General features: G+C 63.7%; 12 protein-coding genes. 7 read left to right on the top strand and 5 right to left on the bottom strand.

The window, feature by feature from the left end; translation table 11 throughout:
• Positions 1 to 104: 104 nt before the first annotated feature.
• Complete coding sequence (locus NKI29_RS04885; RefSeq protein ID WP_352620706.1) at positions 105 to 1079, top strand: WD40 repeat domain-containing protein; 975 nt, start codon at positions 105 to 107, stop codon at positions 1077 to 1079.
• 8 nt (positions 1080 to 1087) lie between these two features.
• Here NKI29_RS04885 and NKI29_RS04880 read toward each other — a convergent pair whose 3' ends face one another.
• Positions 1088 to 1543, bottom strand: a complete 456-nt coding sequence (locus NKI29_RS04880; protein ID WP_352620704.1) for a hypothetical protein — start codon at positions 1541 to 1543, stop codon at positions 1088 to 1090.
• A gap of 157 nt (positions 1544 to 1700) precedes the next feature.
• On the opposite strand from NKI29_RS04880, the gene NKI29_RS04875 reads away from it, so the two are divergent.
• From NKI29_RS04875 to NKI29_RS04865, 3 genes are all read left to right on the top strand, one after another.
• Positions 1701 to 3083: an aspartate aminotransferase family protein gene (locus tag NKI29_RS04875; protein ID WP_023676236.1), complete on the top strand. Its 1383-nt coding sequence runs from the start codon at positions 1701 to 1703 to the stop codon at positions 3081 to 3083.
• Between the two features lie 14 nt (positions 3084 to 3097).
• Positions 3098 to 4519, top strand: coding sequence for a glutamine synthetase family protein (locus NKI29_RS04870; RefSeq protein ID WP_031211659.1), 1422 nt, complete (start codon positions 3098 to 3100; stop codon positions 4517 to 4519).
• Positions 4520 to 4605: 86 nt separating this feature from the next.
• Complete coding sequence (locus NKI29_RS04865; RefSeq protein ID WP_280952098.1) at positions 4606 to 5328, top strand: UdgX family uracil-DNA binding protein; 723 nt, start codon at positions 4606 to 4608, stop codon at positions 5326 to 5328.
• A 1-nt stretch (position 5329) separates the two neighbouring features.
• On the opposite strand, the gene NKI29_RS04860 is transcribed toward NKI29_RS04865, so the two are convergent.
• The 4 genes from NKI29_RS04860 to NKI29_RS04845 form a co-directional block, all read right to left on the bottom strand.
• A complete protein-coding gene (locus tag NKI29_RS04860; protein ID WP_352795612.1) occupies positions 5330 to 6595 on the bottom strand; it encodes a glycerate kinase type-2 family protein in 1266 nt (421 codons plus the stop codon).
• Positions 6592 to 7095 carry a heme-degrading domain-containing protein gene (locus tag NKI29_RS04855; protein WP_352795611.1) on the bottom strand — a complete coding sequence of 168 codons (504 nt, stop codon included), beginning with the start codon at positions 7093 to 7095 and terminating at the stop codon, positions 6592 to 6594. Before NKI29_RS04855 ends, NKI29_RS04860 begins: the two co-directional genes overlap by 4 nt.
• A 74-nt stretch (positions 7096 to 7169) precedes the next feature.
• A complete protein-coding gene (gene guaD / locus NKI29_RS04850; protein WP_352590957.1) occupies positions 7170 to 8483 on the bottom strand; it encodes a guanine deaminase in 1314 nt (437 codons plus the stop codon).
• Entirely contained in the window at positions 8480 to 9697 is a 1218-nt protein-coding gene (locus NKI29_RS04845) for a urate hydroxylase PuuD (protein WP_352590954.1), read from the bottom strand. Before NKI29_RS04845 ends, guaD begins: the two co-directional genes overlap by 4 nt.
• Positions 9698 to 9838: 141 nt before the next feature.
• On the opposite strand from NKI29_RS04845, the gene NKI29_RS04840 reads away from it, so the two are divergent.
• The 3 genes from NKI29_RS04840 (at position 9839) to NKI29_RS04830 (ending at position 13098) form a co-directional block, all read left to right on the top strand.
• The gene (locus NKI29_RS04840) at positions 9839 to 10759 is read left to right on the top strand and encodes a LysR family transcriptional regulator (protein WP_352590951.1); all 921 of its coding nucleotides are present in this window, start codon (positions 9839 to 9841) and stop codon (positions 10757 to 10759) included.
• A gap of 75 nt (positions 10760 to 10834) precedes the next feature.
• Positions 10835 to 11848: an LLM class flavin-dependent oxidoreductase gene (locus tag NKI29_RS04835; RefSeq protein WP_352590948.1), complete on the top strand. Its 1014-nt coding sequence runs from the start codon at positions 10835 to 10837 to the stop codon at positions 11846 to 11848.
• Complete coding sequence (locus NKI29_RS04830; RefSeq protein WP_352590945.1) at positions 11845 to 13098, top strand: LLM class flavin-dependent oxidoreductase; 1254 nt, start codon at positions 11845 to 11847, stop codon at positions 13096 to 13098. Before NKI29_RS04835 ends, NKI29_RS04830 begins: the two co-directional genes overlap by 4 nt.
• Positions 13099 to 13134: the final 36 nt, after the last annotated feature.

The following is a 13134-nucleotide window of genomic DNA, read 5'->3' as shown; positions in this document are numbered from 1 at the left end:
CGCGCCAATCCACCTTCTCCCACAACAAGGGGAGAAGGCGGAGCCTCGCCGACAGCTCGGCAGGGTTAGATGACAAGCAGAAATCTCGAACGGAATGATCTCTCATGCCGACAGTCGCCCCGCTCGATCTCGAAGGCCACTGCCTCGCCGCCGTGTTTCTCGGCGACGTGCCGCATTTTGCGCTGGCCGACGGCACAATCCATCGGCTCGACCACGGCCACAAGGCGGTGCAGGCCAATGACGGAATGCTCGCCGCCTTCCATGATGCGGCAAACGACCGACTGATCACCGGTGGTGAGGACGGCAGGATCTTTGCCGTGACCCCAGGCGGCAATACAACGGAATTGGCGACCGCAGGCAAAAAATGGATAACCAGCGTCGCCGCCGGGCCGCAAGGCGCTGTTGCCTATGCTTCGGGCAAGATTGCCTATGTGCGCTTTGCCGACGGCAAGACCAGGGAATTCTCGCATCCGCGCTCGGTCGAGGGGCTTGCCTTCTCGCCCAAGGGCATGCGCTTCGGCGTTGCCCGCTACAATGGCGCGACGCTGCACTTCCCGGCTGCCGACGGCAAGCCGGTCGAGCTCGAATGGGCCGGCGCCCACACCGGCATCGCTTTCTCGCCGGACGGAGGCTTCGTCGTCACCACAATGCAGGAAAACGCGCTGCATGGCTGGAAGCTCGCCGACGGCAAGCACATGCGCATGTCCGGCTACCCCGGCAAGGTGAAAAGCCTGTCGTGGAGCGCCAAGGGCAAATGGCTGGCGAGTTCCGGCGCGCCGGCGGCGATCGTCTGGCCGTTTTCCGGCAAAGACGGGCCGATGGGCAAGGCGCCGCTGGAACTCGGCGCGCGCGGCAGCTCCATGGTGACCACGGTCGCCTGCCACCCGAGCCAGGACGTCGTTGCTATCGGCTATGATGACGGGATGGTGATGGCGGTGCGCTTCGCCGACGCCAAGGAAGTGCTGTTGCGCCGGCCGGGCAAGGGCGCCGTCACTTCGATGATGTGGGACAAGGAAGAGCGCCGCGTCGCCTTTGGCAGCGCTGCGGGCGACTGCGGCGTCATCGATATTTCGGCGTAGCCTGTTACTTACTCGGCTCCGCAAGATACTTTGCCGGTCAATTCAGCCTGCTTGCCGTCCTTTTCGGCATCGGCCGTTACATCATAGATTGAGAGCAAATAGCGACCGTCATAGACGCCTTCCTCGCTGGCCTTGGTCAGGATCGCCAGTTCGACATAGCCGTAGGCGTTTTCGACCTGCCGTTCGTGGTAGACGAGCAGCCGCAATTCCTTGTTGTCGAGCCAATATTGCGTGAGGTTCTGATCCTCGAACAATGTCTCGCGCAGACTGTCGCCAGCCGGCCTGCCCAGAATCTCGAGCTCGCCGCTAAAATTGAAGGTCGGCCCGCCCATGCCTCTGGTGATCCCGGCACCGACCTGAAATTTGACGGCTGCATCCTCGGCGGAACACCAGATGCCGCCGGACGCCAGAGCCGCACCAACCGACGACAGCAGCGTTGCTGCGCAGACGATCGCCCGCACCATCTTATGCCCTCCAGCCGAAGTACCATTGGCGCCCGAAGGCGGCTCGCGGTCAAGCGCCTGTTTTCATTCAAATGACCGCTGACCCAACACAGGGCAGCCGCCCGGCCAATTGCGGTGGCGGATGCCGATTGTCTAAAGTGCGACTGAGAGGGCCGGCATGAACGTCATGAACCATTCAAAGACTTGCATCGGCGGCATCGGCCCGGCCCGGATCGTCGAGTTGCGCGCGACCGAGGCAGAAGTCTTCCGCCGGGCGCGGCCAAAATCGATGGCGAAAATCGGCAATGGCCTGCCCGGCTTCTTCGGCGGCGTGCCGATGCATTGGATGAACGACTGGCCGACGCCATTCCCGATCCTGGTCGACAGTGCCAAGGGCGCTGCGATCACCGACATCGACGGCAATCGGCTGGACGATTTCTGCCTTGGTGACACCGGCTCGATGTTCGGCCATTCGCCGCCGCCGGTCGCCCGCGCCATCCGCCGGCAGGCCGGACGAGGACTGACCTATATGCTACCTTCCGAAGACGCGCTGGCCATCGGACCGTTGCTGCAGCAGCGCTTCGGTTTGCTGTCGTGGCAGATCGCGACGACGGCGACCGATGCCAACCGCTTCGCGCTGCGGGTTGCCCGCGCCGTTACCGGCCGGGAGAAGATACTGGTCTTCAACGGCTGCTATCATGGCTCGGTCGACGAGACGATGGTGCGGCTGGTCGCCGGGAAAGCGGTGAATCGACCGGGACTGGCCGGCGAATTCCGCGACCTGACCCGGGCGACAGATGTCGTCGAGTTCAACGATTTGCCGGCGCTCGAGGCGGCACTCCGGGGCAACGATGTCGCCTGCGTCATCGCCGAGCCGGTGCTGACCAATTCCTGCATGGTGCTGCCCGAAGCCGGCTTTCATGATGGCTTGCGGCGTCTCACCCGTGCGACCGGCACGCTGCTTCTAATCGACGAGACGCATACAATTTCGACCGGTCCCGGCGGCTATACAAGCAAATACGGGCTGGAGCCGGACCTGTTCGTGCTGGGCAAGCCGATTGCCGGCGGCGTACCGGCGAGCGTCTGGGGCATGAGCGAAGACGTTGCGGCCCGCTATGCCGCTTATATCAGTCGGAAAGAGCCCGGCTACTCCGGCATGGGGACAACGCTGTCGGCCAATCCGCTGCAATTCGCAGCGATGCGCGCCACGCTCGAATACGTCATGACCGACGAGAACTACAGCCATATGGACCATCTGGCGCAGCGGCTCGACGCCGGGCTGACCGCCGTCATCGATCGCTATCGTCTGCCCTGGCATGTTGCTCGCGTCGGTGCCCGTGTCGAGTTCATCTGCGCGCCGGGCCCGCTGAGGAACGGCGGCGAAGCGGAAGCTGCGCACGTGCCGGAGCTCGAGGCGGCAATCCATGTCGCGCTGGTCAATCGCGGCGTGCTGATCGCACCCTTCCACAACATGATGCTGATCTCTCCTACGACCAGCGCCGCCCAGGTGAACCGGCTGATCACTGCCTTCGGCGCGGTTGCGGCAAAGCTTACGGCGTGAGACAAGCTTGCGGCATGAAACAAGCGCCCAAGCAAAGTTTGAACCTGGTCACGGCATCCCCTTCGGGCTCGACGCCCGCCGAGGCGCAGGCCTTTCTCGACGCTCATCCCGAGATCGAAGCGTTCGACATCGTGCTGACCGACGCCAATGGCGTCGGGCGCGGCAAGATCGTGCGCCGGCATGAGTTGATGAGCATCTACGAGGGGGGCCGGCACATGCCGATCTCGATCCTCGGCCTCGACATCACCGGCGAGGATGTTCACGAGACCGGGCTGATCTGGACGACGGGCGACGGCGACCTGCGGGCGTGGCCGATCCCCGGCACACTGGTGCCGCTGTTCGCCACCCAGCCGCCGCGCGGCCAGGTGCTGATGGCGATGTACCATCTCGATGGCCAGCCGATGTCGTCCGACCCGCGGCTGGCACTCGCCCGCCAGGTAGACATCCTCGCGGCCAAGGGCCTGCATCCGGCCGGCGCCTTCGAGCTCGAATTCTTCCTGCTCGCCAACGAGCGCGATGCCGAAGGCAAGGTGCAGCCGGCGCACGCGGTGCTTGACGGACGCCGCTCGGCCAAGACGGAGGTCTATTCCGTCGACCATCTACACGGCATGGAGCCGCTGTTTTCCGACATCTACGCCGCAGCCAAGGTGCAAGGCATCCCGGCCGAGACGGTCATCTCGGAATATGCGCCCGGCCAGTACGAGCTGACGCTCAACTACCGCAAGGATGTGATGCGGGCGGCCGACGATCTCGTGATGCTCAAGCGACTGGTGCGGGCGCAGGCGCGCCGTCATGGTGTCACCGCTTGCTTCATGGCCAAGCCGATCGAGAAATATGCCGGCTCGGGCATGCATTTTCATGTCTCGCTGCTGGATGATGCCGGCAAGAATGTCTTTGCCGAAACCGGCGGCGAAAGCTGGTCGCTGCCGCTGCTGCGCGGCCTCGGCGGACTGATCCAGACGATGGCGGAATCGATGCTGGTCTTCGCGCCGCATGCCAATTCATGGCGGCGCTTCGTCTCGCAATCCTATGCGCCGGTGGCGCCGACCTGGGGCGTCAACAACCGTTCGGTGGCACTGCGTGTGCCGGCCGGCGATGCCAAGAACCGCCGCATCGAGCACCGGCCATCGGGCGTCGACGCGAATCCTTACCTAGTGGCAGCAACGGTGCTGGCCGGTGTCGTCAAAGGCCTCGACGAAGGCCTCGATCCCGGTCCCGAAACCACCGGCAATGGCTACGAATCGGCCGTCACGCGCACGACGATGCCGGTCGACTGGCGTGCCGCGATCGAGGCGGCAAGGGCGTCGACCTTCCTCAAGGGCGCATTGGGCGAAGACCTGCACCGGACGTTCGTGGCGATCAAGCAGTCGGAATATCTGCGCGTGGCGCGCACGGTCAGCGAACTGGATTATCACCTCTATCTGCACGAGGTGTAGGGCATCACATCGTCGGCCATCCGGCGGTGAAGGCCCATGCGGAATAATTTCAACGGAACCTTCGGCGGGCTTTGCTCATTGCGTGTCTGATTGCAGGAGCGAGCAAGGCCGCCTTAGTCATGATCGCCAGGATGCAGACAACCCCGACGCCGCACCATGCCAAAGTGCAGGCAAGACGCTTGCCTGCAAGCAAGTCTCCGGAAACGACAGAAATCGACGCCAGGACGATTCCTGAACTGCGCGAAACGGCCAAGATCTGCCGCCGCTGTCCGCTATGGCACGACGCCACGCAGACCGTGTTCGGTGAGGGCCCTGATAAAGCTAAGGTGATCTTCGTCGGCGAACAGCCGGGCGACCAGGAGGACCTGGCGGGCAAGCCCTTCGTCGGTCCGGCGGGCAAGGTGTTCGACGCGATCCTGGACGATGCCGGCGTCGATCGGCTGAAAGTCTACGTCACCAACGCGGTCAAGCATTTCAAGTTCGAGCCGCGCGGCAAGCGGCGCATCCACTCCAAGCCAAACGCCGGCGAGGTGCAGGCTTGCCGCTGGTGGCTCGACAAGGAAATCGATCTGATCAAGCCCAATCTGGCGGTGGCGCTCGGCGCAACGGCGGCGCAGGCGCTGCTTGGCAAGGTGGTGCCGATCATGAAGATGCGCGGGGCCGTCGTGGAGCGCGACGATGGCTTGCGTGTCTTCGTCACCATCCACCCGTCCTTCATCCTGCGCATTCGCGAGCCGGCGGACAAGCAGGCAGAACGCGACCGGTTCCTGCAGGATATGAGAGCGGTGAAAAAGCTGATGGCCGCCTGAGCTATTTGATCAATATCGCCCGGAGATCGTTGACGTTTGTGCCGGTCGGACCGGGTACGAAAAGGTCATCTACGGCATTGAATGCCGTCCAGGCGTTGTTGCCGGCAAGCATGGCCTTGGCATCGACGCCCGCCTTATGCATCCGCGACACTGTCGAGCCGTCGGCGAAGGCGCCGGCATTGTCTTCCGAACCGTCAATGCCGTCGGTGTCGGCGGCCAGTGCGTGGACGCCCGCCATGCCGCTGATCCCAATGGCGAAGGCGAGCAGGAATTCCGAGTTGCGGCCGCCTTTGCCTTTCGCGCGCAAGGTCACGGTCGTCTCGCCGCCCGACAGGATCAGCACCGGTTTTGCGAATGGCCGGTTGCGCGTCGCCACTTCGCGCGCGATTGCGGCGTGGACGCTGCCGACCTCACGCGCCTCGCCCTCGATGGAATCGGAGAGAATGACCGCTTCGATACCTTGGTACCTGGCTTCGGCCGCAGCCGCTTCCAGCGATACGCCGGCCGAGGCGATCAGATGTACCTCGTTGCGGATAAAACGCGGGTCGTCCGGACGTGGCGCATCGGCGGCCGGCGAATTGATGTGCGCCATCACTGAAGCCGGTAGTTTCATGTCATAGGCGGCGATCGACGCTAATGCATCTTCGCGGCTGCCTATATCCGGCACGGTCGGACCAGAAGCGACCAGAGCCGGATCGTCGCCCGGAATATCAGAAACAACCAGCGAGACCACCTTGGCAGGATAGGCGGCGGCCGCCAGCCTGCCGCCCTTGATCGAGGACAGATGTTTGCGGATGGTGTTCATCGCGGCGATCGGCGCGCCGGAGGCGAGCAGCGCCTCGTTGACGGCGATCTCGTCGGCTAGCGTCAGACCTTCGGCAGGTGACGGCAGCAGCGCCGAGCCGCCGCCCGAAATGAGCGCCACGACGAGGTCGTCCGCAGTCAGTCCCTGGACTTTTTCGAGCAGCCGCCGGGAAGCTTCGAGCCCCGCAGCATCCGGCACCGGATGCGCCGCCTCGATGATCTCGATGCGCCGGCAGGCCGCGCCATAGCCGTAGCGGGTGACGACCAAACCTTCGATCGGCCGGTCCCACACTTTCTCGAAAGCCGCCGCCATCTGCGCCGAGCCTTTTCCTGCACCGATGATGATGGTCCGGCCCTTCGGCCTTGCCGGCAAATGATCCTTGATCGACCTCTGGGGATCGGCGGCGGCAACGGCGGCGTTGAAGATCGAAATGAGGAAAGGCTTGGGATCTACCTCTGTCATTTTGCTTCCGCCGGCAATGCCAGCTCGCGCGCGTCGATGCGGAGATGCTCACACAGCGTATCCACGACCACTCCGTGGTCCTCGCGCTCCGGTAGACCGGAGACGGCGATCACGCCGATGACGCCAGCGCCCTTGACAGTGATGGGAAAGCCGCCACCGGCCAGCACATAGTCGGCAATGTCCAGCCCCTCGCCGGGCTTGAAGCTGCGGTCGGGGCGCTGCTGCTCCAGCACAATGCGGTAGGTGCTTTTCAAGAACCGCCGCACGACGTTGATCTTGCGCCGCGCCCAGTCCGGATTGGAGGCGTTCGAGCCGGGCATTGCCGCATAGAACAGCGGCCGGTCGAAAGTTCTGATATCGACGATGATCGGCAGGTTTTCCTCGAGAGCCCGGTCGCGGATCGCCGAGCCGATCTCGAAAGCGACGGCTTCATCGAAGGCCGAAAAGACAAGCGTGGCTTCCTGTTTCTTGATCAGAGCGATGTCGTCCGCAACGGCCATGTCGTTCCCCTGTCGATCTCGCCTGTTGCTTTGGCGGATGGCTGCCGCCCGGTCAAGCCGGCCGCATACGACGGCTAAACCGCTATATCCGCCTTGGCCGCCCGGCCGGCGACATAGACCTCGCGCACGGCGCGGTCGTCGCCGAGCGTCTGCAGCAGAAACAATTCCTCGGCGAGCGTGTCCGCCGTCTCCACCCGCAGCCGCATCGCCGGCGTGGCGCGGGCGTCGAGCACGATGATATCGGCGTCGCTGCCTTCCTCCAGGGTGCCGATCTTTTCCGCAAGCGACAGCGCCTCGGCATTGCCGCGGGTCAATTGCCAGAACGACTGGAACGGATTGAGCTTCTCGCCGTTCAGCGCGATCACCTTGTAGCCCTCGTCCATGGTGCGCAGCATCGAATAGTTGGTGCCACCGCCGACATCGGTGGCGGCGGCGATGCGAAGCGGCTTCTCGCGGCGGCTATAGCGCTGATAATCGAACAGGCCCGAGCCGAGAAACAGGTTGGAGGTCGGGCAGAACACCGCCACCGAGCCGCTATCCGAAAGCGCATCCGCCTCGCGTTCCGACAGGTGGATGCAATGGCCGAACAGGCTTCTGCGCCCGAGCAGCCCATAGTGTTCGTAGATATCGGTGTAGTCCCGCGTCTGCGGGTACAATTGCTGCGTGAAGGCGATCTCGGCGTGGTTTTCCGACAGATGCGTCTGCATGTGCAGATCAGGATATTCGCGGCAGAGCGCGCCCGCCATCTCCAATTGCTCGGGCGACGAGGTGATGGCGAAGCGCGGCGTGATGGCATAGTGCTGGCGTCCCTTGCCGTGCCACTCATCGATCAACGCCTTGCTGTCGTCATAGCCCGATTGCGGCGTGTCGAGCACGCCGTCCGGCGCGTTGCGGTCCATCATCACCTTGCCGGCGATGTTGAGCATGTTGCGGTCGTGCGACTCGGCGAAGAACGCTTCGGCAGATTCCTTGTGTACCGAGCAATATGCCGCGACTGTCGTGGTGCCATGCCGCAATACTTCATCCAGGAACAGCCTGGCGATACGGCGGCCATGCTGGGCGTTCTGGAATTTTGTCTCTTCCGGAAAAGTGTAGGTGTTCAGCCAGTCGAGCAGCTCGGCGCCGAAGGAAGCGATGACCTGCATCTGCGGAAAATGCGCGTGCGCATCGATGAACCCGGGCAGCAGCAGATGCGGCCTGTGGTCGATTTTTTTTGTTCCCTCGCCCGCCTTTTTCTCGACCTCGGCATAGGCGCCCGCGGCAACGATCCTGCCGTCGCGCATCAGCAGGCCGCCATCTTGCTCGTAACGCCAGGCGGAATGGTCGTCGATGGTTTCGGGCCAGCGCAAAAACGACAGCGTACGGCCGCGCAGGAGCGTGCCGGTCATTTCCTTGCGCCTTCGAACCATGCCACCAGCAGTGCCCGTTCCTCGTCGGTGATCTGGGTGACGTTGGCGGGCGGCATGGCGTGGCTGCGGCCAGCCTGCAGGTAAATCTCGCCGGCGTGCTCGGCGATGCCGGCATCGGTATCGAGCATCACGCCCTTAGGCGCGTGGTAAATGCCCGCGTAGGACGGCTCCGCCGCGTGGCACATCGAACAGCGGCCAAGCACCGTATCGCGCACGGCGGGAAAATGCGCCGAGGCGACGTAGACCTGTGCAGCCGACGAGGCCTTCACCTCGCCGGTCAGCAGCTTCGGTGCCGTCGACAGCCAGATGATGACGACGAACAGGACGGCGGCCGCCAGCCAGGTCCAGGTCGGATTGCCTTTGCGCGCATGCCTGGTGTTGAAATAGTGCCGGATCAGCACGCCGATGATGAACACCAGCGAGGCGATGACCCAGTTGAACTCTGTCCCGAACGCCAGCGGATAATGGTTCGACAGCATCAGGAACAAAACCGGCAGCGTCAGGTAATTGTTGTGCAGCGAGCGCTGCTTGGCGATCTTGCCGTATTTCGGATCGGGCTTACGGCCGGCGATCAGGTCGGCGACGACGATCTTCTGGTTGGGGATGATGACCATGAAAACGTTGGCCGACATGATCGTCGCGGTGATGGCGCCGAGATGCAGGAAGGCGGCGCGGCCGGTGAACAGGTGGGTCAGTCCCCAGGCCATGAATACCAGCACCCCATACAGCACCAGCATCAGGCCGGTGTCGCTGTTGCCGAGCGGCGAACGGCACAAGAGATCGTAGACCACCCAGCCGACGCCGATCGTCGCCAGCGACAGCAAGATGCCTGTAGGCACCGACATGGCAAGCACATTCGGATCGATCAGGAACAGGTCCGCACCGGCATAGTAGACGACGCACAGCATGGCGAAGCCCGACAGCCAGGTGGCGTAGGATTCCCACTTGAACCAGGTCAGATGCTCGGGCATCTCAGCCGGCGCCACCAGATATTTCTGCACATGGTAGAAGCCGCCGCCATGCACCTGCCATTCCTCGCCGAAGGCTCCGGCAGGCATGCCCGGACGCTGGCGCAGCCCGAGATCGAGCGCGACGAAATAAAACGACGATCCAATCCAAGCGATACCGGTGACGACGTGCAGCCAGCGCACGGCGAAACTCAGCCAATCCCAGAATATCGCGAAATCCATCATGAAAGAAATCGTCCCTGCCGATCCACTGACTTTACGGACTGGAGCGCAAACGGAAAGGGCCGAGCTGCACGATGACTTTCAAAAAAAATTGGAAAATACTAGGCTGATCATACGCAGCCACATGAGAGCCACGGAAGCCGCATGGCCTATCTCGACAACATCGCCGTTTTCGTTCGCGTCGTCGAGCTCGGCAATTTATCGGCGGCTGGGCGCGACATGCGCATTTCGCCGGCGGTCGCTTCCAATCGGATCAAGGAGCTCGAGAAGCACCTGGGCGTCAGGCTGTTCAACCGCACGACGCGGCAGTTGATGCCGACCGAGCACGGCACGGTGTTCTACTCCGGCGCCAAGCAGGTGCTGGAGGCGGTCACCGAGGCCGAAGCTGCGGTCAGCGCGTTATCCGGGCAGCCGCGCGGCACCATAAAGGTGACAGCGCCGCTCGGCCTCGGGCGGCGGCTGGTAGCATCCGGAATCCCGGATTTCCACGACAGGTACCCCGATATCGAGGTGCGGCTCCGGCTTTCCGATCACAATGTCGATATCATGAAGGAAGGCATCGACGTTGCCTTCCGGCTGGGCATCATCGAGGATTCCAGCCTCAGGATGCGCGGCATCATGGAATGCGAACGCGTTCTGGTGGCGGCTCCGCAATATCTGGAAGCGCGCGGCGAGCCTACCGAGCCGCAGGAGTTGATCGGCAAGAAGCACGATTGCCTGATGCTGCGCTATTCCGGCGCGCGCGAATATGTCTGGACGCTGCAGACGCCGAACGGACCGCAAAAATTCGAGGTGCACGGCCCCTACGATACCGATGATGGCGACGTGCTGACCGGCTGGGCGCTGTCCGGCCGCGGCATCATCAACAAGCCGCGCTTCGAGGTCGAGCCGTTTATCCGCGACCAGCGGCTGAAGGTGATCCTGAGCAACACGCCGCCGACGCCGGTGCAGTTCGCCGCCGTCTACCCTCATAAGAAGCTGCAGGATCCGAAGGTGCGGCTGCTGCTCGATTTCATGGCCGAGCGCTGCCAGCGGCTGATCAGGGATATTCTGGCCGGCAAATGATCGCCGGCTGGCCGGTTGCTTTCCGTCCAGCCGGCGAGATAATTCTCAAGGAATCTCGCTCAACAGGGAAAAGCGATGGCCAACGGCGCCACAATGTGTCTCGCCGTTTCACTGTCTCCGGAAGCCGCTCCTTCCCATCCGCCCGACGCCGGCCCGGACTTCAGTCTGCTGACGCGGTTCGTGCAAGAAGCCGAAGCGGCCGGCCTGGACATGGTGTTGCTCGGCGATTCCGCACCGGTTGCAGGCGGGCCGAACCGGCAAATGCGCTTCGAAGCAACGACCTTGGTGGCGGCGCTGGCGACGGTGACAAGCAGGATCGGCCTTGCCGCCGCGGCGTCGACGGTCGCCCACCAGCCCTATAATCTCGCGCGCCGTTTCGCCTCGCTCGATATCATCAGCCATGGCCGCGCCGGCTGGAACGCGAGCATGATGCCCGAACCGCGCGAGGCGGCCAATTTCAGCCGGCCGGAAGGGTTTTCCGGCGACGATTTCCGCCTGCGCGCCGAGGAATTCATCGGCATCGTGCAAGGCTTGTGGAAAGGCTGGGACGCAGACGCGCTGCTGTTCGACAAAGTTGGCGGCCGCTTCTTCGATCCCGAGAAGATGCACCTTCTCGACCACAAGGGCGAATATTTTTCCGTGCGCGGGCCGCTCAACGTGGCGCGGTCGCCGCAGGACACGCCGATGCTGGTCATGTCCGGCCTGTCCGAGCCCGACACGGATATCGCCGCCCGCACCGCCGATGTCGTCCTGCTGGATGAGCCATCGATCGAGCCGGCGAAGGCTGGCGATCTGAAGCGCCGTGCGCTTGCCTTCGGGCGCAGTCCGGAGGCGCTGAAAGTGCTGATGAACGTTACCGTCAGCGCCGAAATAACCGCCGCGCCGGACCTGTTTGCGGACAGGCTCGAAGAGTGCTTTCGCTCGAAAGCCTGCGACGGTTTCAACATCGCCATGCCCTTCACATCGGCGCTCGACGATTTCGTCGGTCTCGTGCTGCCGGAGCTTCGCCGCCGCGGCCTTGTCCGGTCCGGCTACAGCGCGGCGACACTGCGCGCCCATCTCGGGCTTGCAGGGGAGGATCGGCAATGAGCGCCGGTCGAGGCCAGATGAAGCTCGGCGCCTTCCTGTGGGCGACAGGCCACCACATCGCCGCCTGGCGCCATCCGCAGGCGCATGTCACGGCCGGCATCGACATCGACCATTACGTCCAGTTGGCGCGGACGGCGGAAGCAGCCAAGTTCGACATGATCTTCTGCGAGGACGCCGCCGGCGTGCGCGAGGCCAATGTCAACATCGCCAGCCAAACGTCGCGCTCGATCGGCTTCGAGCCGATAAGCCTGCTTGCCGCGCTCGCCGTCCAGACGGAGCGCATCGGCCTCGTCTCCACGGCGTCGACGAGCTATAACGAGCCTTACGGACTGGCGCGGACCTTCCTGTCGCTCGACCATCTGAGCGGTGGCCGAGCCGGCTGGAACCTCGTCACTTCGGCGAGCCAGATCGAGGCCGCCAATTTCGGCTCGACCGGACTGCGCCCACATGCGGACCGCTACGAACGCGCGCGCGAATTCGCTGCCGTGGTTACCGGCCTTTGGCGAGGCCAGGGTGGACACGAAGGCAGAAGTTTTTCGGTGCGCGACCCGCTCGATCTGCCGCGCTCGCCACAAGGTGCGCCGGTCATGGTTCAGGCAGGAGCGTCGGACGAGGGCCGCGATCTCGCCGCCCGGACCGCCGATGTGGTGTTCACTGCGGCGCAAACATTCGAGGAGGCAAAGGCCTTCTACGACGACCTCAAGGGACGGCTGGCGCCCCATGGGCGCGAGCCGGAGGACGTCAAGATCATGCCCGGCGTCGCGCCGGTCGTCGCGGCAAGCGAAGCGGAAGCCCGGGCAAAACATGATGAACTGCAGGAGCTGATACCGGACGATGTCGGCGTCGCGCTGCTTTCCAGCTATCTCAGCATATCCGATCTCGCGCGCTATCCCATCGACGGACCGCTGCCCGAGCTGCCGGCCAGCGAAGGCATGCAGAGCCGGCAGGCGCTCGTCATCGAGCAATCCCGCCGCGACAAGCTGTCCATTCGCCAGCTTGCCCGTCATTTCGCCGGCGCGCGCGGTCATTGGCGCGTCGTCGGAACTCCGGCCCAGATCGCCGACCAGCTCGAGGCACGCTTCGAGGGCGGCGCGGCAGACGGTTTCAACGTCATGCCATCCTATTTTCCCGGCGAACTCGAAGCCTTTGCCACGCTTGTCGTGCCGGAGCTGCAGCGGCGCGGGCTTTTCCGGAAGGATTATGAAGGTAGCACGCTGCGCGACCATCTGGGCTTGAAAACGCCGGCGTAAAACGACGAGCGGAACGAAAGTCGGAGATCGCCGTTT

This window comes from Mesorhizobium sp. M0678 (genome assembly GCF_040320505.1).
Taxonomy (GTDB): domain Bacteria; phylum Pseudomonadota; class Alphaproteobacteria; order Rhizobiales; family Rhizobiaceae; genus Mesorhizobium.
This window is presented reverse-complemented; position numbering and strand designations above follow the sequence as displayed.

Coding starts and splice junctions, on each gene's coding strand:
- NKI29_RS04885 (WP_352620706.1), top strand. CDS start 105: ATGCCGACAGTCGCCCCGCTCGATCTCGAAGGCCACTGCCTCGCCGCC.
- NKI29_RS04880 (WP_352620704.1), bottom strand. CDS start 1,543: ATGGTGCGGGCGATCGTCTGCGCAGCAACGCTGCTGTCGTCGGTTGGT.
- NKI29_RS04875 (WP_023676236.1), top strand. CDS start 1,701: ATGAACGTCATGAACCATTCAAAGACTTGCATCGGCGGCATCGGCCCG.
- NKI29_RS04870 (WP_031211659.1), top strand. CDS start 3,098: ATGAAACAAGCGCCCAAGCAAAGTTTGAACCTGGTCACGGCATCCCCT.
- NKI29_RS04860 (WP_352795612.1), bottom strand. CDS start 6,595: ATGACAGAGGTAGATCCCAAGCCTTTCCTCATTTCGATCTTCAACGCC.
- NKI29_RS04855 (WP_352795611.1), bottom strand. CDS start 7,095: ATGGCCGTTGCGGACGACATCGCTCTGATCAAGAAACAGGAAGCCACG.
- guaD (WP_352590957.1), bottom strand. CDS start 8,483: ATGACCGGCACGCTCCTGCGCGGCCGTACGCTGTCGTTTTTGCGCTGG.
- NKI29_RS04845 (WP_352590954.1), bottom strand. CDS start 9,697: ATGATGGATTTCGCGATATTCTGGGATTGGCTGAGTTTCGCCGTGCGC.
- NKI29_RS04840 (WP_352590951.1), top strand. CDS start 9,839: ATGGCCTATCTCGACAACATCGCCGTTTTCGTTCGCGTCGTCGAGCTC.
- NKI29_RS04835 (WP_352590948.1), top strand. CDS start 10,835: ATGGCCAACGGCGCCACAATGTGTCTCGCCGTTTCACTGTCTCCGGAA.
- NKI29_RS04830 (WP_352590945.1), top strand. CDS start 11,845: ATGAGCGCCGGTCGAGGCCAGATGAAGCTCGGCGCCTTCCTGTGGGCG.